This is a genomic window from Nocardia sp. NPDC050435 (genome assembly GCF_040655395.1).
In the GTDB taxonomy this organism is placed as follows: Bacteria; Actinomycetota; Actinomycetes; order Mycobacteriales; family Mycobacteriaceae; genus Nocardia.
Genome location: NZ_JBFAJW010000014.1, coordinates 220444 through 246802 on the forward strand (window position 1 = coordinate 220444; position 26359 = coordinate 246802).

Below are 26359 nucleotides of genomic sequence, written 5' to 3' on the forward strand. Positions count from 1 at the left end.
TTCCCACCGGGGTTTCGCGGCGTGTCGTACGCGTTTCCGGTGGTCGATATGACGACCCTCGCTCAGGTGTCGTAGATTACTGGCGAGTAAACCACGTGGAAGGGCACTGATGCGCGAGTTCGAAGTTCCGGCTTCTTACACAATCCCGGCGGACGCGAACAATTCCGACAACGTCTTCCGGCACGCCGAACAGTCGCCGAACGCGATCCTGTTCAACGTGGCGAACGGGAACGGCGGCTACACCGACGTGACCGCCGCGGAATTCGCGAAGGCCGTCACCGGCGTCGCGAAGGGCATCATCGCCTCCGGCATCGAACTCGGCGACCGGGTCGCCATCATGGCCGCCACCCGCTACGAGTGGGCGCTGATCGACTTCGCCATCTGGGCCGCCGGCGGCTGCACCGTCGCGATCTACGACAGCTCCGCCGCCGAGCAGGCCAAGTGGATCCTCTCGGACTCGGCCACCAAGCTGCTCATCGTCGAGAACGACAAGCACCGCGCCACCATCGAGGAGATCGAGGCCGGCTCGCTGCCCGACCTGGGCGAGACCCTGCAGATCGACAAGGGCGCCGTCGACCAGCTGATCGAGCGCGGCGCGTCCCTCGACGACAGCGTGGTGCACGAGCGCCGCAAGCAGGTCGGCGCGGAGTCGCCCGCCACCCTGATCTACACCTCGGGCACCACCGGCCGCCCCAAGGGCGTCGTGCTGACCCACGCCAACCTCTACGGGCAGTCCAAGTCCGACCGCCTGGCGCTGCGCAAGTACATCATCGAGGGCCGCAAGACCCTGATGTTCCTGCCGATGGCGCACGTCTTCGCGCGCGCGGTCAACCTCGCCGCCTTCGACGCCAAGGTCATCGTCACCTACAGCTCCGACTGGACCACCCTGGTCGACCAGTTCGGCAGCTACCGCCCGAACTTCATCCTCGCCGTGCCGCGCGTGTTCGAGAAGGTGTTCAACGGCGCCAAGCAGAAGGCGCACGACGGCGGCAAGGGCAAGATCTTCGACGCCGCCGCGGCCACCGCCATCGCCTACAGCGAGGCCCTGGACAACGGCGGCGCCGGCCTGGTGCTCAAGCTCAAGCACACGCTGTTCGACAAGCTGGTCTACAGCAAGCTGCGGGTCGCCCTCGGCGGCCAGTGCGACGCCGCCGTCTCCGGTGGCGGCCCGCTGGGTGCGCGCCTGGGCCACTTCTTCCGCGGCGTCGGCGTCACCATCTACGAGGGCTACGGCCTGACCGAGACCACCGCCGCGGTCACCGTGAACACCCCCGAGAACATCCGGGTCGGCTCGGTCGGCCAGCCCACCGAAGGCCACGCGGTCAAGATCGCCGAAGACGGCGAGCTGCTGCTCAAGGGCTTCTCGGTGTTCGGCGGCTACTGGCACAACGAGGAAGCCACCGCCGACGCGTTCGCCGACGGCTGGTTCAAGACCGGCGACCTCGGCGCCATCGACGGCGACGGCTACGTCACCATCACCGGGCGCAAGAAGGAAATCCTGGTCACCGCGGGCGGCAAGAACGTCTCCCCCGCGCTGCTCGAGGATTCGCTGCGGGCGCACCCGCTGATCGGCCAGGTCATGGTCGTCGGCGACGGTCAGCCCTTCATCGGCGCGCTGATCACCCTCGATCCGGAAGCGCTGCCCGGCTGGAAGGACCGCAACGGCGTCGCCGCCGACACCCCGATCGAGCAGCTGATCGAGAACCCCACCCTGGTCGCCGAGGTGGAGTCCGCGATCGCCGACACCAACAAGAAGGTCTCCAAGGCCGAGGCGATCAAGAAGATCCGAATCCTGCCCGTCGACTGGACCCAGGAAACCGGCGAACTCACCCCGAAGATGTCGCTCAAGCGCAACATCGTCATGAAGCAGCACGCCGCGGACGTGGACTGGATCTACAACGGATAGTCCGTCCTCGCACCCTGGGCGCTGCCCGCGAATCCGATTCGCGGGCAGCGCTTTTGCGTGGGGTGGAGGTGCGGATTTCTGGATTGTCACCCCGGGATTCCGCCGCAGATGACGCGTCGTGAGCGACCTCGGACAGGGCAGCGGGCGGCACGCAGCGGACAGCCGGGGCGGCCGGGCGGCCTGACAGCGGGCGGCAGGGGCGGCGGGCTGTTGAATGTCGGGCGGAGCGGGCAGCGGGGCGGGTGCGACTGGGCGGCGAGTGGCCGGGCGGCGGGCAGCGGGCGCAAGTAGGCTCGGGGGATGGCCGAACTGCGATTTCGGGTGCTGGCGGGGATGTTGGCGGCCGGGCTGGCGCTCGGTGTGGCCGAGTTGGTCGCGGCGTTCACCGCGCGGGACAGCGCGCCGCTGATCGCGCTCGGGGGCACCGTCGTCGATCACACGCCGGACGGGCTGCGCGAGTGGGCCATTCAAACCTTCGGCACCAGTGACAAGCTGGTGCTCTACGTGTGCATGGCCGTCGTCGCCGCGTTCTTCGCCGCAATCGCCGGCGCCGTCGAACGCACCGAACGCGCCGCGGGCTCGGCGCTGCTAGCCCTGTTCGGCGTCTTCACCGCCGTCCTCGCGGTCGGCCGCACCGGCAGCGTCTCGGCCGCCCTCCCGACCCTGCTCGGCGTCGCCGCGGGCATCTACGCCCTGCGCGTCCTCACGGCCAGGATCGAGGCAGCCCAAACCGCCACGCTCGCAACATCTCCCGAGCCCACCCGCACCCCACCCGACTCAAGCGCCCAGACCGCCACGGTAACGACGCCTCCCGAGCCGGGCACGCGCACGGCGGGAGAAACCGGCGCAGCTCGCAACACAGACACGACCGGAACGTCCAGCGACGCATCCGCTCCCGAGCTCGACCGCACGCCCGAGCCGGGCACGCGCACGGCGGGAGAAACCGGCGCAGCTCGCGGCACGGGCACGACCGGGACGTCCAGCGGCGGGTCCGTGGCGGATTCCGTTGGCGGGGCGGGAGGGACCGGTGGGGCGGGGGTTCCGGTTGCGCCGCAGGTGGCGTTGCCGGAGCGGCGGGCGCTGTTGCGCGGGATCCTGATCACCGGAGGGCTCGCGGTGGCGGCCGGGGTCGGGGGTTGGGCGCTGGGGATGCGGCGGGCGGATGTGTCGCAGGAGCGGGCGGCGGTGCAGTTGCCGCAGCCGAGCGGGCCGCCGATTTCGCTAGCGCCGGAGGCGGATCTCCGGATTCCGGGGCTGGCCCCGTATCTGACGCCGAACTCGGAGTTCTATCGGATCGATACCGCGCTGGTCGTGCCGCAGGTGTCGATCGAGGACTGGTCGCTGCGCATCCACGGGATGGTGGACCGCGAAATCCGGATCGGCTGGGCGGATCTCGCGAACCGCACCGCGATCGAGCGCCTGATCACCCTGGCCTGCGTCTCGAACCCGGTGGGCGGGGACCTGATCGGCAACGCGCTGTGGCGCGGCTATCGCCTGGACGAACTCCTGGCCGAGGCCGGTCCGCACCCGGACGCCGACATGGTGCTGTCCACGTCGAAAGACGGCTGGAATTGCGGCGCACCGCTCTCCGCGCTCACCGACGGCCGCGACGCGCTGCTCGCGGTCGGCATGAACGGCGAACCGCTGCCGGTCGCGCACGGCTACCCGGCGCGGCTGGTCGTGCCCGGCCTCTACGGCTACGTCTCCGCCACCAAATGGGTGGTGGACCTGGAGATCACCCGCTTCGACCGCGCCACCGCCTACTGGACCCGCCGCGGCTGGTCCGCCCGGGGCCCGATCAAAACCGGCTCCCGCATCGACACCCCGCGCCCCCGCGCCCGGCTCACCGCCGGACGAATCCCGATCGCGGGCGTCGCCTGGGCCCAGCACCGCGGCATCACCGCCGTCGAGGTCCAGATCGACAGCGGCCCATGGCAACCCGCCCGCCTCTCCGCCGATCAGTCCATCGACACCTGGCGACAGTGGGTCTACGACTGGGACGCCACCCCCGGCTCACACACCCTCCGCGCCCGCGCCCTCGACGAAACCGGCCGCCCCCAGACCGCCGAATTCCAGGACGTCATCCCGGACGGGGCCACCGGCCACCCCTCGGTCACCGTGCAGGTCAGCTGACTCCACCGAGGCGCGGCCCAAGACACCCCTGAGCCCGACCACCATGAGAAAGTCATCCGAAACCCCGCGTCCGGCCGACCGGGGCCACGGCATCCTTCACATCTCGCCCGGAACCTCGCGTCCCGCCGGGGCGGACCGCCCGTGGCTGACGAACAGCGCCGACGCGACCACACCGATCAACAGGATGCAGGCGGGCAGCAGCGTCGACTGACTCAGCGCGGTACTGAACGCCGCCTTCACCGGTTCGGGAATCGGCCCCTGCCCCGCACCGCCCTCGGCGACCTTGCCACCGCCCAGCCCCTGCGCGGCGACCCGCGCGGAGATCAGGGCACTGATGGCGGCGCTGCCCAGGACCGACCCGACCTGCCGGGTGGTGTTGTAGACGCCCGCGCCCGCACCGGCCTGCGCGACGGGCAGATTGTGGGTCGCGGTCGAGGCCAGCGGCGCCCAGATACAGGCATTGGCCAGACCGGCGACGCCCGCGGCGAGCAGATACCAGATCAGGGCGGTGTGCGGTTTCATCAACGCGGCAAAGGCGAACACCGAGGCGGAGAACAACGCGAACCCGAAGGTGGGAATGAGCCGCGGGTGCAATTTGTCGGAGAACTTGCCGATCAGCGGCGCGCAGACACCGGTGACCACGGCCATCGGCGCGAACACCAGCGCCGAGCGGGTGGGCGAGAGTTCGCGCACCGCTTGCAGATAGAAGTAGGACGGCACCATCATCGCGGTGACGGCCGCGCCCATCGCGGCGATCGCCAGGTTCGACAGCCCGAAGTTGCGGTCCCGGAACAGGCTCAGCGGCAGCAGCGGCTCACCGGTGTTGCGGCTCTGATTCCAGATGAACCAGGCCAGCAGCACCACACCGGCGCCGATCAGCACCCAGATGCGCGCGGACCAATCGAAGTTGTTGCCCTCCTGGATTCCGAAGACCAGCAGGAACATTCCGGCGCTGCTGAGCAGGATGCCGGGCACGTCGTACTTGTGCAGATGGGTCGGGAGCGCGGGCACCAGCCACACGGCCAGCGCGAAGGCGATGATGCCGACGGGCACGTTGACGAAGAAGATCCACTCCCAGCCGCGCCAATCCACCAGCACGCCACCGAGAATCGGGCCGACCAGGGTGGCCAGGCCCGCGACGCCGCCCCACAGCCCCATCGCCGCGCCGCGCCGATCCGGCGGGAACGTCCTGGTGATCACGGCCATGGTCTGCGGCGTCATCAGCGCCGCGCCCAGGCCCTGCACCGCCCGCCACAGGATCAGGTGCGCGATGGTGCCCGAGAGCCCGCAGCCCAGCGACGCGGCGGTGAAGATGACCAGGCCGACCAGGTACACGTTCTTGGGCCCGAACCGGTCGCCAAGCCGCCCGGTGATCAGCAGCGGTACGGCATAGGTGAGCAGATAGGCGCTGGTCACCCAGATGACCTGGGAGATGTCGGCCTCGAAGGCCGAGAGGATCGCCGGATTGGCCACGGCGACGATGGTCATGTCCAGCAGGATCATGAAGAAGCCGACGACCAGCGCGAACAGTGCCGGCCAGGGATTGCGTTCGGTATCTGCGCCCACGGACATGGATCGTTCCTTTCGGCCGAGCCTCTGTTAGCCAGATATTTGCCCAGCCTAGGCCAGTGCACCCCCACGCAGCAGTGCGATCAGCCCGCGACCGACGCCGGCTCGGCCAGCTTGTCCACCGGCGGCTTGGCGCCGCGGGCGTGGCTGACGAACAGCGCCGTCGCGAGCACGCCGATGAGCAGGATGCTCGCCGGGAGCAGCGTCGATTGGCCGAGCGCGGAACTGAACTCGTCCTGGATCTGGGCCGGGACCGCGCCCTGACCGGCGCCGCCCTCGCCGACCGGCCCGCCGCCGCCCAGGCCGTTGGCCGAGAGCCGGGCCGCGATCAGCGCGCTGATGGCCGCGCTGCCCAGCACCGAGCCCACCTGGCGGGTGGTGTTGTAGATGCCCGCGCCCGCACCGGCCTGGTGCACCGGCAGATTGTGGGTCGCGGTCGAGGCCAGCGGGCCCCAGATGAAGGCGTTGCCGACACCGGCGAGCAGCGCCGCGAGCAGGAACCACACGATCGAGGAATCCGGCGCCATCAGCACCGCCCACCAGAACACCGAGATCGAGAACAGCGCGAAACCGATGGTCGGCAGCACGCGCGGCGCCACCCGGTCCGAGAACTTGCCGACCACGGGTGACAGGAATCCGGTCACGATCGCCATCGGCGCGAAGACCAGCGCGGACTTCGTCGGCGACATGTCGCGCACGGCCTGCAGGTAGAAGTAGGCGGGCACCATCAGCGAGGTGATCGCCGCGCCCATGGCCGCGATCGCCAGTGAGGACAGCGCGAAGTTGCGGTCCCGGAACAGCGTCAGCGGCATCAGCGGCTCGTCGGTGTTGCGCGCCTGATTCACCACGAACAGCGCCAGGAAGACCAGGCCCGCCCCGATCAGCAGCCAGATGCGCGCCGACCAGTCGTTGGCGTTGCCCTCCTGCAGACCGAAGACCAGCAGGAACAGGCCGATACCGCTGAGCAGGATGCCCGGGATGTCGTACTTGTGCTCGGTCGTCTCCAGCGCCGGCACCAGCCACATGACCAAGCCGAAGGCCAGGACGCCGACGGGCACGTTGACGAAGAAGATCCACTCCCAGCCCAGCGAATCGATCAGCACGCCACCGAGAATCGGGCCGACCAGCGTGGCCAGGCCGGCCACGCCGCCCCACAGGCCCATCGCCGCGCCGCGCTTGTCCGGCGGGAAGGTGCGGGTGATCACGGCCATGGTCTGCGGCGTCATCAGCGCCGCGCCCAGACCCTGCACCGCGCGCCAGGCGATCAGCTGCGCGATGGTGCCGGACAGGCCGCAGCCCAGGGACGCGGCCGTGAAGATCACCAGGCCGATCAGGTAGATGTTCTTGGGGCCGAAGCGATCTCCGAGCCGGCCGGTGACCAGCAGCGGCACCGCGTAGGTGAGCAGATAGGCGCTGGTCACCCAGATCACCTGGGACACATCGGCATGCAGGCCGCGCATGATCGCCGGGTTGGCCACCGCGACGATCGTCATGTCCAGCAGGATCATGAAGAAGCCGACGACCAGCGCGCCCAGCGCCAGCCACGGATTACGTTCTTTTACCATCGGTTTCGTTCCCATCAGGATCAAGCCAGCGGCGATCTCGGCCGTTTGGCCGATCCGGCTGAACGGCGCGGCACCGGGGGCAGCTCCTCGTCGGCGAGTTCGCTTCCGGGCCAGGTTTGTTCGGGTTCGGTGCGGCGTTCACCGGTGACGGGATCGAATTCCTCCCACTCCAGCGCGCCGCTTTCCAGGTCATCGATGAGCGTCTCGATCCAGGCGACCTCGGCGCCGAGGGTGCTCTGGAGGTACTGCAGCACGATCCAGTATCGGCGGGGCACCGCCCGCCGTTCGGCCCAGGTTCCCATCAGGGCGAGGTCTTCGAGATCGGCCGTCAGGTGGCCCAGGCGCTCGCGGAGCAGCTCGACCACGCAGTGGCTGGGCAGGTTGTGCGCCTCGGCCATCGCGACGGGGAAATCCGGGAACTCCGATCCGGGCGATCGGATGATCTCGGAGATCCTGGCGCGCATGGCTTTCCGGCCCCGGTCGGTGATCCGGTAGGTGGTGCGTTCGGGCCGGTTCCCGGCGCGCTCCACGCCCTCGGCCCGCACCAGTTCCTGCTCGGCCAGCCGCGCGACCGTGTGGTAGAGCGAGCCCGGCCGGATCTTCACCAGCACGTCCTCACCGCGGGCGAGCAGCAGCTGATACATCTCGTAGGGGTGCATGGGCCGCTCCTCCAGCAGCGCCAGCACGGCGATCGCCAGTGCCGTCACCGTCGGGCGCCCCTTGCGCTCCATCCGCTCGTCCTCCTTCACGCCGGAGCCGCCGGTTCCGATTCCCCGCGGACTCGCCCCCGGGAACCACATGCTCCATCTCGAATACTCCACATGGAATATACGAGCTGGAACAGTCGAGCCACAAGAGCCGCGAATGTGGCCTGGATCATGGAATCCGAGGGTGCCGCCCCGGAATCGGTGCGCGGACGCGGGTTACAGCGCGTGCTGGTCGAGCCAGTCCCGGGCGGCCTCGGCCGCCGAAATCCGGCCCGCGCCCACACGCAGCAACATCTCCGACAGCTCCGCGGTGGTCAGCTCACCCGCGACGTAGTTGAGCTTCTTCAGGCGCACCTCGTCGAGGCTGCCCTTGCGCAGCACCGGCAGCACGTTCTGAGCGCGCAGCGCGTACTCCTCGTCGGTGAGCGCGGTCAGCCCGGCCAGCGCGTCCGGCGCCAGCTCGACCGGCCCGCCCAGCACCCCGGCACGAATCCGGTCGCCCAGCAAGGCTTCCCGCAGTGCCGCGGGCCCCAGCAGCGCCTCGACGGACGGAACATCACACCCGGCGATCCGGACCGGCCACTCCGGCGCACGCAACACTGCGGGCACCGGCGCGACACCGACCGGCGTTGTCGCGCAACGGGGCCCGAGCGCGGCCACGGTGCGCACGCCCTCCTGCTCGGCCACGACCGTCGGCAACAGTACGCGCGGGCGCATATCGGTGCCGTCGGCGGCGTCGGCGACCACCAGGCCCTCCGGCAGCGAACCGGCCAGCGCCTCGGTCACCGCCTTCGGCGTCCGCGCCGGGGAGCCGCCGTCGAGGTAGGTCAGCAACTCCCCGCTGTGCTCGCCGACCAGCGACACCGCGCCCTCGTCCAGCGCGGCCAGATAATCGGGCCGGTCGCCGAGCCGTTCGCGCACCTCGACCCGCAAACCGGTGCGCGCCAGCGCACCCGAATAGATATGCGCGAGCAGATTCGATTCCACCGAATTACCCGCTCCGACGACGAAATCCGGCCCCGCCGCGGACTCATCGCCGCAGGACACGGCCAGTGCGGACACCGCGACCACCAGGACGCGGGCGAGCATTCGCCTCGACACGGCCAGCATCATCCGGCGACACCAACTCTCCGTAGTGAACAGGAACATCATGCAGCGGGCAGTATGGACCACCAGAATGTACCGGTGGCCTCGAGGACGAACGCTTGGCCACACGCTCGAGCACGCCTTGCCCGGAAGGACTCCCGTGAAAACCACGATCACACCCGCGCCTCGGCGCACGGCGCCGCGGCTGGCGCTACGCGTCGTCAGACTTGTCGCCGCCGCGATGGCGCTCGCCGTCGCCATGGTCCTGTCCGCCTGCGGCAATTCGGATCCGCTGAGCAGCAAGGGAAATTGTGACGGCGACAACTTCGTCGTCGGCTCGGCGGATTTCCAGGAATCCGAGACCGTGGCGAATATCTACGCCGAGGTCCTGCGGATCAACGGCTTCGGCGTCGACACCCGATTCCGTATCGGCAGCCGCGAGGCCTACATTCCCGCGCTGCGCAGCTGCGCGATCTCGGTGATCCCGGAATACACCGGCAACCTGCTCCAGTACCTGGACAAGAACGCCACCGCCGCCACCTCCGACGAGGTCGACAAGGCGCTGGCGGGCGCGCTCGGCAGCGAACTCGCCGTCAGCAAGCCCGCGGCCGCACAGGATTCGGACGCGGTCGTCGTCACCAAGGCCACCGCCGAGAAGTGGAATCTCACCGCGATCGGCGACCTGGCCTCGCATTCGGCCGAGGTGAAATTCGGCGCGCCCGCGGAATTCGCCGAGCGGGCCGGCGGGCTGCCGGGCCTGAAGAAGAACTACGGCCTGGATGTCGCGCCCGCCAATTTCGTGCCGATCGCCGACGGCGGCGGCCCGGCCACGGTGCGCGCGCTGGTCGACGGGCAGGTCACCGCGGCCAATATCTTCACCACCTCGCAGGCGATTCTGGAGAACAACCTGGTGGTGCTCGCGGATCCGAAAAACAACTTCCCCGCGCAGAACGTGGTGCCGCTGTTCAACGCGAAGAAGAAGTCGGACAAGGCCGCCAAGGTGCTCGACGCGGTGTCGGCCAAGCTGACCACCGAGGGCCTGCTGAAACTCAACGAAGCCGTCTCGGGAAGTAAGAAGACCGAACCCAAGGCCGCCGCGCTGGAGTGGATCCGCGCCCAGGGACTCGACAAGCCCGTCAGTTAAGGAGTCCCCGTGTCCGATATCGAATTCCGCGGCGTCGGCAAGGTCTATCCCGACGGCACGCACGCCGTCACCGATCTGGATCTGCTGATTCCCTCCGGGTCCTTCACCGTGTTCGTCGGTCCGTCCGGGTGCGGCAAAACCACCTCGATGCGGATGATCAACCGGATGATCCAGCCCACCAGCGGCGCGATCACCATCGACGGGCGCGATATCGCCGCGGTCGACCCGGTGCGGCTGCGGCTCGGTATCGGATATGTCATCCAGAGCGGCGGCCTGCTGCCGCACCGCACGGTGCTCGACAATGTCGCGACCGTGCCGGTGCTGCGCGGTGATTCGCGCAAGGCGGCCCGGGCCGCCGCCCTGGAGGTGCTCGACCGCGTCGGACTCGACCGCGAACTGGCGCGGCGCTATCCGGCGCAGCTGTCCGGCGGCCAGCAGCAGCGGGTCGGCGTGGCCCGCGCCCTGGCCGCCGACCCGCCCATCCTGCTCATGGACGAGCCGTTCAGCGCCGTCGACCCGGTGGTCCGGGCCGAGTTGCAGGCCGAAATGCAAAGGCTGCAAGCCGAACTGCGCAAGACGATCGTGTTCGTCACCCACGACATCGACGAGGCGATCACCCTCGGCGACCAGGTGGCGGTGTTCGCGCGCGGCGGCGTGCTCCAGCAGTACGCCCCGCCGCAACAGGTGCTGGCCCAGCCCGCGACCGATTTCGTCGCCGACTTCGTCGGCCACGATCGGGGCTATCGCGGGTTGTCCTTCCGCACCGCGAAAGGCGTTCCGGTGCACGAGATCCGGACCGCCACCGCGGACGAGATCACCGCGCTGCGGCTGGAGCTGGGCGACTGGGTCCTGGTGGTGGACGCGGCCGGCAAGCCGGTCGGGTGGGTCGATGTCACCGGCGTGGAGTCGCTGCGCGCGGGGCAGGACCTGGCCCGCTGCCTGTCCGCCGGCGGTTCGCTGTTCACCCCGAGCGGCGACCTGCGCCAGGCCATGGATGCCGCCATCTCCTCGCCGTCGGGTATCGGTGTGGCGGTGGATGATTCGGGTGCGGTGCGCGGCGGCGTGCGGGCCACCGAGGTGCTGCAACTGCTGGCCGACCAGCGCGCCGCCGAGGACGCCGAACGCAACCGCCAAGCCTACGAGCACGGCCTGACCGGGGACCGCGCGTGAACTACCTGATCGACAATCTCAGCGAGATCCTCGGATACACGAAAACCCATGTGACACTGGCGCTGACGCCGCTGCTGATCGGACTGGTGATCGCCGTCCCGGCGGGTGCGCTGATCCGCCGGGCGCCGCTGCTGCGCAAGATCACCACGGCGGTGTCCAGCCTGGCCTACACCATTCCGTCGCTGGCGCTGTTCGTGATCATCCCGCCGCTGGTCGGCATCTCGACCATCGATCCGCTCAATGTCGTCATCGCGCTGGCCATCTACTCGACGGCGCTGCTGCTGATCGCCGTGCCGGCCGCGCTGGATTCGGTGCCCGCCGACGTGGTCGACGCCGCCGACGCCGTCGGTTTCAGCCCGCTGCGGCGCACCCTGACCGTCGACATGCCGCTGGCCGTACCGGTTTTCCTGTCCAGCCTGCGGGTCATCGCGGTCACCAATATCGCCATGGTGTCGGTGGGCGCGCTGATCGGCAGCGGCGGGCTGGGCGTGCTGTTCACCCAGGGATACCAGCGCAACTATCCGGACGAGATCATCGCCGGGATCATCGTGACGCTGGCGCTCGCGCTGGTGGTCGACCGCGCGCTGTTCGCCCTCGGGCGCTGGGGCACGCCCTGGACCCGCACCGCCGCGCGCCCGCGCGCGTGGCGGCGCACCGCGAAAGGCGCACGCGCATGAACCTTTTCCTCGACGCGTGGCACTACCTGACCGACGGCGCGAACTGGTCCGGGCCGACCGGGATCACCCAGCGCATCCTCGAACACCTCTGGTACAGCTTCCTCACGATCGCGGTCTCCGCGCTCATCGCGATCCCGCTGGGACTGGTCATCGGCCACACCCGCCGCGGCGCGGCGCTGCTGGTCGGCTTCGCCAACGCCATGCGCGCGCTGCCCACCCTGGGCCTGCTCACCTTCCTGGTGCTGCTGCTCGGTCTCGGCCTGATCCCGCCGCTGCTGGCCTTGGTCACCGTCGGCATTCCGCCGCTGCTGGCCGGCGCCTACGCGGGCATCGCCAACGTGCCCGCCGACGTCGTCGACGCCTCCCGTGCGGTCGGCATGACCGAACGCCAGATCCTGTTCCGCGTCGAAGTACCCAACGCCATGCCGATCATCCTGACCGGTCTGCGCGGCGCCACCCTCCAGGTCGTGGCCACCGCCACCATCGCCGCCTACGTCAACCTCGGCGGCCTGGGCCGCTACATCTTCGACGGCATCGGCCTCTACCGCTACGACCGTGTCCTCGTCGGCGCCCTCCTGGTCGCCCTGCTCGCCATGGCCCTCGACGGCCTGCTCGCCTTCGCCACCTGGGCCGGCACCCCCGGCACCGGCCGCCTCCGCCGCCTCCCCCTGACCCCGGCAGGCATCACCCGCCCCACCGACTGACGTTTCCGCCGGAGGGCACTTCGGCTCGGAGCCGGAGACCGGCTTCGCCGAATCGGGGTCCTGCGTCTCGACAGGTCCACCGGCACTGTCGGTCTCGTCCGACAACACAGCCCGGGTCCACCGATCGGGGACCCGGGCTGTTGCTGGTGTGTACCGACCGTCAGGCCACGCCCTCGGCGCGCGCGGCGGCGGCGACGGCTTCGGCGACCGCCGGGGCGACCCGGGGATCCAGCGGGCTCGGCACGATCTTCTCCGGGCCCAGTTCCTCGGCGACCACGGCGGCGATGGCGTTCGCGGCGGCGATCTTCATGCCCTCGGTGATGCGGCGGGCGCCGGCATCCAGCGCGCCCTTGAACACGCCGGGGAAGGCGAGCACGTTGTTGATCTGGTTCGGGAAATCGCTGCGGCCGGTGGCCACGATCGAGGCGTATTTGCGCGCCACGTCGGGGTGGATCTCCGGATCCGGGTTGGACATCGCGAACACGATGGCGTCGGAGGCCATCGTGGCGATGAACTCCTCCGGGATCAGGCCCGCCGACAGACCCAGGAACACATCGGCGCCGGACAGGGCCTCGGCCGCACCGCCGACCAGGCCGCGCGGGTTGGTGCGCTGGGCCAGCTCGGCCTTCACACCGTTGAGGTCGGCGCGCTCGCGACCGACGATGCCCTTGGAGTCGAGCACGGTGACATCCTCGACGCCCGCGGCGAGCAGGATGTTGGTGCACGCGACACCGGCGGCGCCCGCACCGGACACCACGACCTTCAGCGCGTCGATCCCGCGGCCCTGCACCTTGGCGGCATTGTTGAGCGCGGCCAGCACCACGATCGCGGTGCCGTGCTGATCATCGTGGAAGACCGGGCAATCCAGCGCCTCGATCAGCCGCTGCTCCACCTCGAAGCAGCGCGGGGCCGAGATGTCTTCCAGGTTGACCGCGCCGAAGCTGGGCCGCAGCCGGATGATCGTCTCCACGATCTCGTCGACATCCTTGGTGTCGAGCACGATCGGGATCGAGTTCAGATCGGCGAACTTCTTGAACAGCGCCGCCTTGCCCTCCATCACGGGCAGCGAGGCGCGCGGGCCGATGTCACCGAGACCGAGCACGGCGGTGCCGTCGCTGACCACGACGACCAGGCGGTCGGTCCAGGTGTACTGCTTGGCCATCGCGGCGTCCTGCGCGATGGCGCGGCTCACCTGGGCGACGCCGGGGGTGTAGGCGATGGAAAGGTCGCGCTGGGTCTCCAGCGGCGCCGCGAGTTCGACCGAGAGTTTGCCGCCGAGATGGCCTGCGAAAATCTCTTCCTGGGTGATTTCGGAAAGGGCCGCAGTGGCATTCGGTGCGTCAGTCACAGGTGACACGATTTCACTCCTGCTCGGGTCGGGCAATCCGGGGGGACGGTTACCGCCGGGTAATTGGTATTAGGTGGTGCATACCGCGCTATCCGTAGCGACTGCGTGCAGGTCGCTCGAAAAGGTCAGGTGCGCGCCGTGCGTTTCGATCCTTCCGAGATTCTTGCTTATTACTCGGCGGTATCGAAATATGTTGTGGCGCTGCCGACTCTCGGCGGTGTCCGCGACGGCTTGCGTGGTTACGCAGGCTGCCGCCTCCAGGCGCATCGCTCCCGACGAGCGGGAGCCGGAGGGTGGTCCGGACGGAACATGCTCCGATGACTCTCAGGGTGCGACGGTGCGTCGCTCGGCGGAGATCATCGTCATTCCCGAACCCGGCGGTGGCGGAGCGGGGAATCCGCAATATTCTGCCAGCCGGTTCGAAGACATGCCAAACCGGAGTGCGGAAACTCCGGTGCGACGCCATCCTCCGAGGGTAGGACGCGGTAATTACCCCTACGTAAGGGGAAACTCGCAGGATGCGGGGCCGGTGATGTGAGAGACCCGACGAACCCGCGAACCGCGCTGTGCGGACCCGGCGTTCACAGCGCCACGGCGTCGGCCTGATCCGCCGGGCCGGCGGTGTCCGCCGGCCGGGGTCCGGCCGCCTCGCGCGCCTGCGCGCCGCCCGCCCCGGCCAGCGCCGAACCCTGCCCCGGCGTGCGCCGGAAAGTCCCGAGCGCGGCGGACTCCCGGCCGCGCGGCCCCGCGAGCACCGACTCTTGGCCCGCGACCGCCCGCCGGAAACCGGGAACGAGCTCGACGTCCTCGCCCCACGCGCCCGCCCGGCGGCCCAGCGGCACCGGCAGCTCGGCCGCGCGCACGAGCGGGGGCTCGGCCTCCGGGTGTTCCGCGGCGTGCACCCACACCCGATCGAGCCCGCCCGAGATCAGTCGCAGCCGCTGGTCCGGGCCCGCTTCGGGATGATCGGTGCGGCGATGCATGCCACGGGATTCCGTCCGGGTGAGCGCGCTGTATTTGGTCCACCGCGCCACCGCGAGCAGCGCCGCGGCCTGGCGGGCCCGCAGCCGGTCCGCGCCGCTGCCGCCGAGTTCGAAGACCGCGCCCGGCCACATCGCGTCGAGCTCGGTGATGCTGTCGTGCAGGCTGCCCGCGCAGCGCCAGTAGCTGCGCCGCAACGGCAGCGTGTGCTCCTGCACCAGACCGATCACGGCCTGCGGATCGATGCGCGCCCGCGCGCTCAGCCCCGCGCCGGGCACCGGCTGCGCCGCCGCCGGCGTGCCGCGCCGCCGGGCGAACCGGGCCGCGCCCGCGCCCGCCCACACGCCGGAGGCGATGGACCAGGCGCCGCCCGGCCCGTCGAAGCCGCCGGCGGCCCCGGTGATCACCTCGCGCGAAGCCACCGCGCCCGCGGCATAGAGCCCGGCCACGGTGGTCGCGCACTCGGGGGCGGTCAGCAGCAGTCCGCCGGTGCCGCCGACGGTGCCGGCCAGCACCGGGCGCAGCGGCACCCGCCCGCCCGGTTCGACCGCGCGCAGCCGCGCCAGCCAGGTCCGGGCGGGCGTGGGTAGGTCCGCGAAGGCGGCATGGATCCGGCGGCCCCGGGCGAGCGCCGCGAACGCGGCCGTCTCGTCGGGAAATATCGCCCCGGACTCGTCGTAGAGCTTGTCGAACCGCAGCGCGGGCGCGCCGGCGACCGGCGCCAGTTCGTAGGCGCTGGAGAATTCCATGCCGGACAGGTGCGCGCCGGCCTCGGCGGCGAAGAGCAGGCCGTCGCCGGTGTTCGGCTCGGTGCCCGCGCCGCCGGAGCGGAAGGCGCAGCCACCGGTCGCGACGATCACGGCCCCCGCCCGCACCGTCCAGGTCTGATGCCCGTGCAGTCCGGTCGCACCGGCGACGACGCCGTCGCGGTCGATGAGCAGTTGCAGGGCGGGATGGTGATCGAGCACGCGTACCCCGGCCGACTGCGCCCGGCAGCGCAGCCTGCGCAGATAGCTCGCGCCGTCCAGCCGGACGTGCATCGCGCCGACGACGCCGGGAAACCCGTGACCCCAGCCGGCGAGCCGCTCCACCTGCCGGTAGCTCTCGTCCAGCATGCGGTCGATCCACTCCGGATCGCCGCCCAGTTCCCCGGCCCGGCGGACCACCGGATCCCGGGTCAGCCCGGGCGGGAGGTGCCACAGGGCGCGCACACCGGCGGCGGTCGGGCCGCTGGCGCCGCACCGGCCCTTGTCGGCCAGGACCACGCGCGCACCGGCCGCGGCGGCCGAGAGGGCGGCCCAGGCTCCGGCGGGGCCACCGCCGAGAACCAGTACGTCCGTCTCGATCGCACTCACAGAAGAAATATTCGGCCACAATTCACCCGGCCGCAACCGGACCAGATAACTATTGCGCCTTTTTCAGCTCCACCACTGTGTCCACAGCAATAAACCACAGACCAGGAAAACGACCACGGATCCGAAAAAGGCCGCTGCACCTCGACGCCGATCGGCGAAAATCTGCGCCGAAATTGCGACCACGGACGTACCCACGTGCCAGGCGGCGGATTCCCAGCCCGGACCGGGAAATCCGCGCCGCGCGGCGATGAACGCGGTGCCGATCACCACCAGCGTCAGCACGAGGGTGCCGGCGGCCGCAACGCCGCTCAGCCCGCGCAGCACCTTCATCGGGATATCACCGGTACCCCGCTGGCCTTGCCGACGAGCACTTCGAACTGCTCCGGATCGGTGGTGAACTCGCCGAGCCGGATGGTCTTGTTGGCACCGTGGTAATCCGAGGAACCGGTCGTCAGCAGGCCCAGCTCGGTGGCCAGGTCGGCGAGCAGCGCGCGATCGGCCGCGCTGTGGTCGATGTGGTCGACCTCCAGGCCGCCCAGCCCGCGCGCGGCCAGATCGCGGATGTCCTCGACGGCGAGCATGCGCCCGCGCTTGCGCGCGCGGGCGTGTGCGAGCACGCTCACCCCGCCCGCGGCGGCGATCATCTCGACCGCCCGGCGCAGCGGCGTGTCGGCCTTCTCCGCGTAGTAGCGGCCGTGCGGGGCGAGCAGATCGGTGAACGCGGCATCCACCGTCGGCACCACGCCGGCGGCCACCAGCGCGCGGGCCAGATGCGGGCGCCCGGCCGAGGGACCGGCCGAGGCCAGCACCGCGTCCGGATCGACCGGCAGGCCATCGGCGGCCATGCGCTCGGCCATGGCGCGCAGCCGGTCCACCCGCTCGGCCCGTAAGCGTTCCCGCTCCTCGGCGAAGCTCGGGTCGGTGGGATCGAAGAGATAGGCCAGCAGATGCACCGGCACCGGCCAGCCGTCCTCACCGAGCCCGACGCACGACATCTCCATGCCGCGCACCAGGGTCAGGCCCGCCGGGAGCGCGTCGAGGGCCTCGGCCCACCCGGCGGTGGTGTCGTGATCGGTGAGCGCCACGACGTCGAGGCCGGCCGCCGCGGCATTGCGCACGAGTTCGGCCGGAGTGTCGGTGCCGTCGGAGGCGTTCGAGTGGGTGTGGAGGTCGATGCGCACGCATCCAGTCATACCGTGTGCCGGGCGATCGGGTGATCACTGGTATGCGCCTGTTACCGACGTAGCATCGCTTGCGTGCCTTCCATGCCGCCGCTGCCGTCGTTCCGCAGCCAGTCGCGTACGCCGCTGCGCCGAATTCCGGTGCCGACCGCGCGAGCCGTGATCGATTGCGGCGTCTACGTCGACGGCAAGCGCCTGCCCGGCCGCTTCACCCACACCGAGGCGCTGGCCGAGGTCCGCTCGCGGGGCACGGGTTTCGTCTGGATCGGCCTGCACCATCCCGACGAAGCCCAGATGGCCGATATCGCCGAATCTTTCGGCCTGCACCCGCTGGCCGTCGAGGACGCGGTGCACGCCCGGCAGCGCCCCAAACTCGAGCGCTACGACGACACGCTGTTCCTGGTGCTGCGCACGGTGCGGTACGTGCCGCACGACATCAACGCGGTCAGCGAGATCGTGGAGACCGGCGAGATCATGGTGTTCACCGGAGCCGATTTCGTGGTCACCGTGCGCCACGGCGAGCACGGCGAATTGACCGGGGTGCGCAGCGAACTGGAGAAGCAGCCGGCGCTGCTGGCGCTCGGGCCCGGCTCGGTGCTGCACGCCGTGGCCGACCACATCGTGGACTCCTACATCGAGGTGGCCGACGCCGTCGAGAACGACATCGACGAGATGGAGGAGCATCTCTTCACACCCAACTCCATGGTCACCATCGAGGTGATCTATCAGCTCAAACGCGAGGTGGTGGAGCTACGGCGGGCCGTCACCCCGCTGCAGATGCCGCTGCAACTGCTCAGCCAGAGCTCGGAGTTGCCGCTACCCAAGGAGATCCGCCGCTACCTGCGCGACGTGGCCGACCACCACACCACCATCGCCGAGCGCATCGGGTACTTCGACGAGACGCTCTCGGAACTGGTGAACGCCGCCCTGGCCAAGATCGGCGTGCAGCAGAACACCGATATGCGCAAGATCTCGGCGTGGGTCGCGGTCGCCGCCTGGCCCACCATGATCGCGGGCATCTACGGCATGAACTTCGAGTTCATGCCGGAGCTGAGCAAGCCGTGGGGCTATCCGCTGGTCTGGAGCGTCATCGTGGCCGGTTGCCTCGGGATCTACCTGAACTTCCGCCGCCACAAGTGGCTGTGACCGCTACAGCGAGGCCGCGCCCCGCCCCGGATCCCGGACGTCGATGCCGGCCTCGGCCCACGCGTCCCGCAGGGCTTGCGCGCCGCGCACCCGCACCCACGCCGCCTCGGTGGCGGTGACCGGGGTGACCGTCAGATAGCGCACCGGCTCCGCCGGTTCCGGCAGCGCCACCTCGGGAATCTCGCTGTCGCCCAGCAGCACCGCGGTGAACGGCGCGTTCGCCCAGATCGGCTCGCCCAGATCCAGCAGCGCGTCCGGTTGCAGCACAACGCCTTCCACCGCGGGCGTGGCGGCCAGCACACCGAGCGAGCGGGCCAGACCGGAGGCCGCGCCGGTCCCGGGACGCAAGCTCAGCACCAGTTCCGCGCGCGGGCCGCGCACCGGATCGGCCAGCACGTCGCTCGGATCGCCCATCGGCGTGCGGGATCCGCCCAGCGTCGCGTAATGCACGACCTCGCCGTCCACGATCCGCAGGATCTCGATCGGTTCCAGGCCGAGGAAGGTCACCGAGGCCGAGTCGACCCCGGCCGCGTCCACGCCGAAGTGCGCGAGCACACCGGTGCGGACCTGCTGCACCACATCCATGCTCAAATGGCCAGCCGCGCCAGCATGTCCCGCGCGCCCTCGGCCGACTTCGGATCGCACAGCACGTCGTAGCGCCCGGCCACCAACTGCATGGTGGAGGCGAAATCGCGCTGGCCCTTGGTGGCGGCGTACGGGATGGCGGTGGTGATCAGGCCGAAGATGATGCCGCCGATCAGGCCGACGGCCAGCGGCGCCAGCGAGCTCTTGTCGTCGGGGGTGAACAGGCTCAGCAGCAGACCGATGAACAGACCCAGCCAGGCGCCGGAGGCGATACCGCCGCCGATGACCTTGCCCCAGGTCAGCCGGTACAGCACGCGCTCGACCTGCATCAGGTCGACGCCGACGATGGTCACATCACCCACCGGGAAGTTGTTGTCGGCCAGGTAGTCGACGGCCTTCTGCGCCTCGGCGTAGGTCGGGTAGGAGCCCACCGGCCAGCCCGACGGGGGCGTCGGCAGACCCTGACCACGGCGGTTCGCGTTCCCCAAGGGATTCGTCATGTCTCTATTCTGCTATTCCCACCGGATGTCCGGTGTTGTGAAACGCGGCTCTTCTCCGTGGAACGCGTCATACCGGCCGCCCGGCCCTTGTCCGCGATCACCTGCGCCATCTTCGCGCTGGCCTCATCGATCATCTCATCGCCCAGCATGACCGCGCCCCGCGCGCCGCCCGCCTCCGAGGTGTGGAAGGCGTAGGCCGCCAGAATCTCCTCGGCCCGGTCGTAGTCGGCCTGCCGGGGGCTGAAGATCTCGTTGCACGCCTCGACCTGGCCCGGATGCAGCACCCATTTCCCGTCGAAGCCCAGCGCCGCGGTGCGCGCGGCGGCCCGGCGGAAACCCTCCACGTCGCGGATCTGCAGGTAGGGGCCGTCGATCGCCTGCAGCCCGTGTGCGCGGGCGGTCAGCAGGATGGTCATCAGGATGTGATGGTAGGCGTCGCCGGTGTCGTAGCCCTCGGGCTGCTCGCCGACCACCAGGGTGCGCATGTTGATGCTGGCCATGAAGTCCGCGGGACCGAACACCAGCGCCTGCACCCGGGGGCTGGCCGTGGCGATCTCGTCGATATTACGCAGCCCCATGGCGTTCTCCAGCTGCGGCTCGATGCCGATCCGCCCGACCTCGAGCTGCTGCGCCATTTCCAGCTGGGTGAGCAGCAGATCCAGCGCCCGCACCTGACCGGCGTCGGTGACCTTGGGCAGCAGGATCGCGTCGATGGCCGCGCCCGCGCCCTCGACGACGGTGATCACGTCGGCGTAGGTCCACTGCGTGGTCCAGTCGTTGACCCGCACCACCTTCAACTGCGTGCCCCAGCCCGAATCGTTGAGCGCGGCGACGATATTGGCGCGGGCCTCGGCCTTGGCGGCCGGTGCGACCGCGTCCTCCAGGTCGAGGAACACCTCGTCCACCGGCAGGCCCTTGGCCTTCTCGATCATCTTCGGATTGCTGCCGGGAACGGCGAGCACGGAACGGCGGGGTTGCATAGATCTCCTTCTCGGGGCCCGTGGCGCGGTACGGCACGGCGTCGCGAACCCTTAGCCTGGCTAGCATGGCAGCAACCAGGGTGTACGTCGCCAGGCTGGCCGGCTTGGCGGTGCTGGGACCGGACGGGGAGTCTATCGGCCGGATCCGCGATGTCGTCGTAGCCATCCGCTACGACCGGCAACAGCCCAGGGTGCACGGCCTGGTCGTCGAATTGCCCACCCGCCGCCGGATTTTCGTGCCGATGCTCCGGGTCACCGGCATCGAGCCCGGCGTGGTGACGCTCAACACCGGCACCGTCAGCCTGCGCCGCTTCGCCCAGCGCGCGGGCGAGTTGCTGGCCCTGGCCCAGATCGTGGACTCCGCGGTGCGCGTCGAGGACCCCGATCTGCCCGACCTCGCGGGCGTGGACGTGTTCGTCGTCGATCTGGCCATCGAGCAGTCCAGAACCCGGGACTGGCTGGTGGCCCGGATCGCGGTGCGCGGGCACCGGCGCATCGGCCGCCGCCGCACCGTGCACGTGGTGGACTGGTCCCGCGTCAGCGGGCTCACCCCCTACGAGGTGGGCCGGCCGGGCCAGGACGTCACCCAGCTGCTGGCCCAGTTCGAGGGCATGCGCGCCCCCGACGTCGCGCACCTGCTGCGCGAGCTACCCGAGAAGCGCCGCATCGAGGTGGCCGAGGCGCTCGACGACGAACGCCTCGCCGACGTGGTGCAGGAGCTGCCCGACGACGACCAGGTCGACCTGCTCGGCCACCTCGAGGTGAGCCGCGCCGCCGACGTGCTCGAGGCGATGGATCCCGACGACGCCGCCGACCTGCTGGGCGAGTTGTCCACCGGCGAACGCGAATCGCTGCTCGCGCTGATGGACCCGGAGGAATCCGAACCGGTCCGCCGGCTGCTCGAGCACTCCCCCGACACCGCGGGCGGCCTGATGACACCGAAGCCGGTCATCCTGACCCCGGCCACCACGGTCGCCGAAGCGCTGGCCCGCGTGCGCAATCCGGATCTGACGCCCGCGCTGGCCTCGATGGTGTTCGTGGTGCGGCCGCCGACCGCCACCCCGACGGGCCGCTATCTGGGCTGCGTGCACATCCAGCAGCTGTTGCGCGAACCCCCGGCGCATCTGGTCGGCGGCCTGCTGGACACCGATCTGTCCCCGCTGCGACCCGAGGTGTCGCTGTCCGCGGTGACCCGCTACTTCGCCACCTACAACCTGGTCTGCGGTGCGGTGGTGGACGCGGAGAACCATCTGCTCGGCGCGGTGAGCGTGGACGACGTGCTCGATCACCTGCTGCCCGAGGATTGGCGCGAAGAGGAGCCGGAGATCGGTGAGGTCCACGTCGATGACTGAGAAGCGAGTGAGCGAGAAGAGTTCGGCGCGGCAACGTCTGGAGACGCCGCTGGAATCGCGGTTCCGGTTCGACTGGGACGCGGAGGCTTTGGCGCGCAGCAGCGAGCGGGTCGCCCGATTCCTGGGCACCGGACGGTATCTGGCGTTACAGACGATCGTCGTCATCGTCTGGATCCTGCTGAACGTGTTCGTGGTCGCGCTGCGCTGGGACCCCTATCCGTTCATCCTGCTGAACCTGGCGTTCTCCACCCAGGCCGCCTATGCCGCGCCACTGATCCTGCTGGCGCAGAACCGCCAGGACAACCGCGACCGAGTCTCGCTGGAGGAGGACCGGACTCGGGCCGCCCAGACCAAGGCCGACACCGAATTCCTGGCCCGTGAGCTCGCGGCGCTGCGCATCGCGGTCGGCGAGGTCGCCACCCGTGACTACCTGCGCCGGGAACTGGAGGAGATGCGCGAGGTGCTGGACCGGATCGAAGCAGCCTCTGGGACGGTGCACCTCGACAAACCCGCCAAGACACGCCGCAAGAAAACCTCCGGGCAAAAGCAGGCCCAAGGCCCGATTTCGCCTCCAGTTGCTGACGATTGACCGGAAATGTGCACTGAATCACCTGACCGGTGGGTAACCTAGACAGCGTTGTCCCGAGGGGCGGGCGGGCACGGGATGGCCCGGCCTCGCTCCCACGACGTAGAGGATTGGTGTGGCCGAATGCGCAGATCTGCCCCAATAACCGTGTCGGCCCTGGTCGTCGCGGGTCTCGTCGCTACCGGATCTACTACGCACACCACCACCGACAGCACGCCGCCGACCGCGCCGGAGGCCCTGCTGGCCGCCGCGAAAGGCGCCGGCAACACCGCAGCCACAGCCGGTGAGGCGCAACTGTCCCGGACGGTCGGACTGCTTCCGGTCGCCCCGGAAACCCCCCGCAAACTCACCGCAATGAGCCCGGCCGCCGACGGCGTCGCCCCCTTCGCGGGCCTGGTCCCGCTGCGCGACATCGCCCTGCCCGCCACCGGCGGCGCCCTGGGCATTCCGGAGATCGTGCTCGCCGCGTACCGCAATGCCGAACTGGCACTGGAATCCTCGACCCCCGGCTGCGGCCTGTCCTGGAACCTGCTCGCCGGCATCGGGCGGATCGAATCCGGCCACGCCAGCAGCGGCCGCACCGACGCCGCGGGCACCACCGTCACCCCGATCTTCGGGCCCGCGCTCGACGGCACCCTGCCCGGCAACGAGATCATCAAGGCTGCCGACGGCGGTTACGTGCGCGCGCTCGGGCCGATGCAGTTCCTGCCCGGCACCTGGAGCAACTATGCCGCCGACGGCAACGGCGACGGCGTGTCCGATCCGCACAACGTCTTCGACGCCGCCCTCGCCGCCGGCAAGTACCTGTGCTCGGGCGGGCTGAATCTGCGTGACCCGCAACAGGAATTACGCGCCGTGCTGCGCTACAACAACTCGATGTCCTACGCCGCCAACGTGCTGAGCTGGTCGTCGGCCTACCGCACCGGCGGCACCCCGAGCCAGGTCGCGATCTCTCCCGACCTGATCCCGCCCGGCACCGCGCCGATCCAGGCCGGCCCGGACATGCTGGCCGTCAACACCAAACCGCCGGCCAGCACCGAGCAGACCCCGGCGCCCGCGCCCGCCGCGCCGCGCACCACCACGCCGGCCGAGGTGATGATCCACCTGCCCGGCCTGCCGCCGATCCCGTGCGGGATCTTCTGCCCGCCGCCACCGCCGCCTGCCGACCCCTGCCAGGTGGACACGGTTCCGGCGCCGATGGTCCGGCCGGTCGAGCAGGCGAATCCGAATACGCCGCAGACCTATGGGGCCCAGGCGCCCGAGAACGCCGAAGCCACCGAGGGCGAGCCCGCGGAACCGAAGCAGCCGGTGTGCGTGCCCGCCCAGCCGGCCGAGGCCGCGCCCGCGGCGCCCGCCGCGCCGCAGGCGCAAGCGCCGCGGGCGCAGCAGCAGCCGGAGGTCGCGACGACACCCGAGCCCGAGCCGGCGCCGCCGGCCGAGGCCGCGCCGGAGGCCCCGGCGCAGGTCGCGCCGCCCGCGATCACGCTGCCGTTCAACATCGTTATCCCTTTGCCCCCGGGCTGATTCCGAAACATAAACACAGGTCACGAAGGAGTAACAAAAAGGTCTCGAATGCGGTAGCCTCGTGTGGTCCACAACAGCTCGTCGCTGCAGGAGGATCACCGCACGTGGGGCGTCACCGTAAGCAATCGCCTGCGACCGTCAGGCGCAGCTCCGTACTCGCACTAACCGGCCTGGTTCCCGCCGGCTTCATGGCCGTGGGGGCCGCCTCCGATCTCGACACCAACGAAGTCGCGGCGATCCAGCAGATGTCGGAGGGCGAGCTGGATCCGCTGGCCGCCAAGCCCGCCGTCATCGACCCGGCCGAGCAGACCCATGCCATGGCCAAGCAGGGGCAGCGCACCCCGCCGGTGGTGAAAACCCTTGCCCTGCCGGCCGATCGGGCGAAGTCCACCATGCCGGTGCAGAACGGCATCCCCGGCGTGGCCGTCGCGGCCTACCAGAACGCCGAGCACATTCTGGACGCCGAGAATCCGACCTGCAACATGCCCTGGACCATGCTGGCCGGCATCGGCCGGGTCGAGTCGACGCACGCCTTCGGCGGCAAGGCCGACCAGGAGGGCAACGCGCTCAGCCCGGTCTACGGCCCGGTGCTGGACGGCAGCCTCTACGGCAACAACGTCATCCACGACAGCGACGGCGGCGAACTCGACGGGCTCGGCGGCTACGACCGCGCCATCGGCCCGATGCAGTTCCTGCCCGAAACGTGGAAGAAGTTCGCCGCCGACGGCAACAACGACGGCATCGCCGATCCGCAGAACCTGTACGACGCCGCGCTCACCGCCGGCAAGTACCTGTGCTCGGGCGGGCTGAACATGCAGAACACCGGTCAGCAGACCCGCGCCATCCTCCGCTACAACAACTCGATGGCGTACGTGGCCAATGTCATGGCATGGGCCAACTCGTACAACACCGGGGTGCAGCCCAGGCCCGCGGAGCTGCCGAAAATCTGATCCCCCGGCGACCACCTCGGGGCGCCGCGCACCCGCCGCCTAGAATTCAGTGCTATGCCAGTGTTTACGGAAGCGGATGTGCGGGGCGCTCTCGCGAAGGTCGACGACCCGGAGATCCGCAAGCCGATCACCGAACTGGGCATGGTGAAGAGCGTCGCGATCGATGCCGACAGCAACGTCCATGTCGAGATCTACCTGACCACGGCGGGCTGCCCGCTGCGGACCGAGATCACCCAGCGGGTGAGCAAGGCGGTGGCCGACGTCCCCGGCGTCGGCGCGATCAGCGTCGAGCTCGACGTCATGGACGACGAGCAGCGCACCACCCTGCGCAAGCAGCTGCGCGGCGATTCCGCCGACCCGGTCATCCCGTTCGCTCAGCCCGGCTCGCTGACCCGCGTGTACGCGGTCGCCTCCGGTAAGGGCGGCGTCGGCAAGTCCAGCGTCACGGTCAACCTCGCTGCCGCCATGGCCGCGCGCGGCCTGTCGGTCGGCGTGCTCGACGCCGACATCTACGGCCACTCGGTACCGCGCATGCTCGGCACCGATCAGCGTCCGACCCAGGTCGAGCGCATGATCATGCCGCCGATCTCGCATGACGTGAAGGTCATCTCGATCGCCATGTTCACCCAGGGCAACACCCCGGTGGTGTGGCGCGGCCCGATGCTGCATCGCGCGTTGCAGCAGTTCCTCGCCGACGTCTTCTGGGGCGATCTGGACATCCTGCTGCTGGATCTGCCCCCGGGCACCGGCGACGTCGCCATCTCCATCGCCCAGCTCATTCCGAACGCGGAGATCCTGGTCGTCACCACCCCGCAGGCCGCGGCCGCCGAGGTCGCCGAGCGGGCCGGTTCGATCGCGCTGCAGACCCGGCAGCGCATCGCGGGCGTCGTGGAGAACATGTCCTGGATGGAATTGCCCGACGGTTCCCGGATGGATCTCTACGGTTCCGGCGGCGGTCAGATCGTCGCCGACAACCTGACCCGCGCGGTCGGCGCGTCGGTGCCGCTGCTCGGCCAGGTCCCGATCGAGAAGGAACTGCGCGAGGCCGGTGACGAGGGCACCCCGATCGTGCTGCGCAATCCGGAGAGCCCCGCCGCGAAGGCGCTGCTCGCGGTGGCCGACAAGCTGGCGGTGCGCAAGCGCGGCCTGGCCGGGATGTCGCTGGGCATCGACACCACCCGGCACCTGTAGAACACGAGGTCCGTTTCCC

General features: G+C 70.0%; 23 protein-coding genes. 12 read left to right on the forward strand and 11 right to left on the reverse strand.

What is annotated here, in order from left to right:
* Positions 1-109: 109 nt before the first annotated feature.
* Entirely contained in the window at positions 110-1906 is a 1797-nt protein-coding gene (locus AB0I43_RS35630; protein WP_356976101.1) for a long-chain fatty acid--CoA ligase, read from the forward strand.
* A gap of 300 nt (positions 1907-2206) precedes the next feature.
* Positions 2207-4039 carry a molybdopterin-dependent oxidoreductase gene (locus tag AB0I43_RS35635; RefSeq protein ID WP_357433440.1) on the forward strand — a complete coding sequence of 611 codons (1833 nt, stop codon included), beginning with the start codon at positions 2207-2209 and terminating at the stop codon, positions 4037-4039.
* Between the two features lie 96 nt (positions 4040-4135).
* Here the strand turns inward: AB0I43_RS35635 and AB0I43_RS35640 are convergent, their stop codons facing one another.
* From AB0I43_RS35640 to AB0I43_RS35655, 4 genes are all read right to left on the reverse strand, one after another.
* On the reverse strand, positions 4136-5611 hold the full coding sequence (locus AB0I43_RS35640; protein ID WP_356976105.1) for a DHA2 family efflux MFS transporter permease subunit: 1476 nt from the start codon (positions 5609-5611) through the stop codon (positions 4136-4138).
* Between the two features lie 80 nt (positions 5612-5691).
* Positions 5692-7173 (reverse strand): DHA2 family efflux MFS transporter permease subunit, encoded by a 1482-nt coding sequence (locus tag AB0I43_RS35645; protein ID WP_356976107.1) that lies wholly within the window; start codon positions 7171-7173, stop codon positions 5692-5694.
* Between the two features lie 20 nt (positions 7174-7193).
* Entirely contained in the window at positions 7194-7904 is a 711-nt protein-coding gene (locus tag AB0I43_RS35650; protein ID WP_356976109.1) for a PadR family transcriptional regulator, read from the reverse strand.
* Positions 7905-8096: 192 nt separating this feature from the next.
* Positions 8097-8990, reverse strand: coding sequence for a glycine betaine ABC transporter substrate-binding protein (locus tag AB0I43_RS35655; RefSeq protein ID WP_356976202.1), 894 nt, complete (start codon positions 8988-8990; stop codon positions 8097-8099).
* A 217-nt stretch (positions 8991-9207) separates the two neighbouring features.
* Here AB0I43_RS35655 and AB0I43_RS35660 point away from each other — a divergent pair, with 217 nt between their 5' ends.
* The 4 genes from AB0I43_RS35660 to AB0I43_RS35675 are packed head-to-tail and all read left to right on the forward strand — an operon-like array spanning position 9208 to position 12661.
* Complete coding sequence (locus AB0I43_RS35660; RefSeq protein WP_356976204.1) at positions 9208-10110, forward strand: ABC transporter substrate-binding protein; 903 nt, start codon at positions 9208-9210, stop codon at positions 10108-10110.
* Between the two features lie 9 nt (positions 10111-10119).
* Positions 10120-11280 carry an ATP-binding cassette domain-containing protein gene (locus AB0I43_RS35665; protein ID WP_356976111.1) on the forward strand — a complete coding sequence of 387 codons (1161 nt, stop codon included), beginning with the start codon at positions 10120-10122 and terminating at the stop codon, positions 11278-11280.
* Positions 11277-11957, forward strand: a complete 681-nt coding sequence (locus AB0I43_RS35670) for an ABC transporter permease (protein WP_356976113.1) — start codon at positions 11277-11279, stop codon at positions 11955-11957. Before AB0I43_RS35665 ends, AB0I43_RS35670 begins: the two co-directional genes overlap by 4 nt.
* A complete protein-coding gene (locus AB0I43_RS35675; protein ID WP_356976114.1) occupies positions 11954-12661 on the forward strand; it encodes an ABC transporter permease in 708 nt (235 codons plus the stop codon). Before AB0I43_RS35670 ends, AB0I43_RS35675 begins: the two co-directional genes overlap by 4 nt.
* 160 nt (positions 12662-12821) lie before the next feature.
* Here the strand turns inward: AB0I43_RS35675 and AB0I43_RS35680 are convergent, their stop codons facing one another.
* From AB0I43_RS35680 to AB0I43_RS35695, 4 genes are all read right to left on the reverse strand, one after another.
* A complete protein-coding gene (locus AB0I43_RS35680; protein WP_356976116.1) occupies positions 12822-14009 on the reverse strand; it encodes an NADP-dependent malic enzyme in 1188 nt (395 codons plus the stop codon).
* A gap of 581 nt (positions 14010-14590) precedes the next feature.
* Complete coding sequence (locus AB0I43_RS35685; RefSeq protein WP_356976118.1) at positions 14591-16345, reverse strand: FAD-binding protein; 1755 nt, start codon at positions 16343-16345, stop codon at positions 14591-14593.
* 63 nt (positions 16346-16408) lie between these two features.
* Entirely contained in the window at positions 16409-16675 is a 267-nt protein-coding gene (locus AB0I43_RS35690; RefSeq protein ID WP_356976120.1) for a hypothetical protein, read from the reverse strand.
* Positions 16672-17526: a PHP domain-containing protein gene (locus AB0I43_RS35695; RefSeq protein WP_356976122.1), complete on the reverse strand. Its 855-nt coding sequence runs from the start codon at positions 17524-17526 to the stop codon at positions 16672-16674. The genes AB0I43_RS35690 and AB0I43_RS35695 overlap by 4 nt, the downstream gene beginning before the upstream one ends.
* Before the next feature lie 84 nt (positions 17527-17610).
* On the opposite strand from AB0I43_RS35695, the gene AB0I43_RS35700 reads away from it, so the two are divergent.
* On the forward strand, positions 17611-18672 hold the full coding sequence (locus tag AB0I43_RS35700) for a magnesium and cobalt transport protein CorA (protein ID WP_356976206.1): 1062 nt from the start codon (positions 17611-17613) through the stop codon (positions 18670-18672).
* A 3-nt stretch (positions 18673-18675) separates the two neighbouring features.
* On the opposite strand, the gene AB0I43_RS35705 is transcribed toward AB0I43_RS35700, so the two are convergent.
* The 3 genes from AB0I43_RS35705 to AB0I43_RS35715 are packed head-to-tail and all read right to left on the reverse strand — an operon-like array spanning position 18676 to position 20737.
* A complete protein-coding gene (locus tag AB0I43_RS35705; protein WP_356976124.1) occupies positions 18676-19257 on the reverse strand; it encodes a suppressor of fused domain protein in 582 nt (193 codons plus the stop codon).
* 2 nt (positions 19258-19259) lie between these two features.
* The gene (locus tag AB0I43_RS35710; protein ID WP_356976126.1) at positions 19260-19757 is read right to left on the reverse strand and encodes a general stress protein; all 498 of its coding nucleotides are present in this window, start codon (positions 19755-19757) and stop codon (positions 19260-19262) included.
* Positions 19754-20737, reverse strand: a complete 984-nt coding sequence (locus tag AB0I43_RS35715; protein WP_356976127.1) for a CoA ester lyase — start codon at positions 20735-20737, stop codon at positions 19754-19756. Before AB0I43_RS35715 ends, AB0I43_RS35710 begins: the two co-directional genes overlap by 4 nt.
* A gap of 65 nt (positions 20738-20802) precedes the next feature.
* Here AB0I43_RS35715 and AB0I43_RS35720 point away from each other — a divergent pair, with 65 nt between their 5' ends.
* From AB0I43_RS35720 to AB0I43_RS35740, 5 genes are all read left to right on the forward strand, one after another.
* The gene (locus AB0I43_RS35720) at positions 20803-22089 is read left to right on the forward strand and encodes a CBS domain-containing protein (RefSeq protein WP_356976129.1); all 1287 of its coding nucleotides are present in this window, start codon (positions 20803-20805) and stop codon (positions 22087-22089) included.
* A complete protein-coding gene (locus tag AB0I43_RS35725; protein ID WP_356976131.1) occupies positions 22082-22678 on the forward strand; it encodes a DUF1003 domain-containing protein in 597 nt (198 codons plus the stop codon). Before AB0I43_RS35720 ends, AB0I43_RS35725 begins: the two co-directional genes overlap by 8 nt.
* Positions 22679-22798: 120 nt before the next feature.
* Positions 22799-24199, forward strand: a complete 1401-nt coding sequence (locus tag AB0I43_RS35730; protein WP_356976133.1) for a lytic murein transglycosylase — start codon at positions 22799-22801, stop codon at positions 24197-24199.
* Between the two features lie 104 nt (positions 24200-24303).
* Positions 24304-25149: a lytic murein transglycosylase gene (locus AB0I43_RS35735; RefSeq protein WP_356976135.1), complete on the forward strand. Its 846-nt coding sequence runs from the start codon at positions 24304-24306 to the stop codon at positions 25147-25149.
* A 54-nt stretch (positions 25150-25203) separates the two neighbouring features.
* On the forward strand, positions 25204-26340 hold the full coding sequence (locus tag AB0I43_RS35740) for an Mrp/NBP35 family ATP-binding protein (RefSeq protein WP_356976137.1): 1137 nt from the start codon (positions 25204-25206) through the stop codon (positions 26338-26340).
* Positions 26341-26359 lie beyond the last annotated feature (19 nt).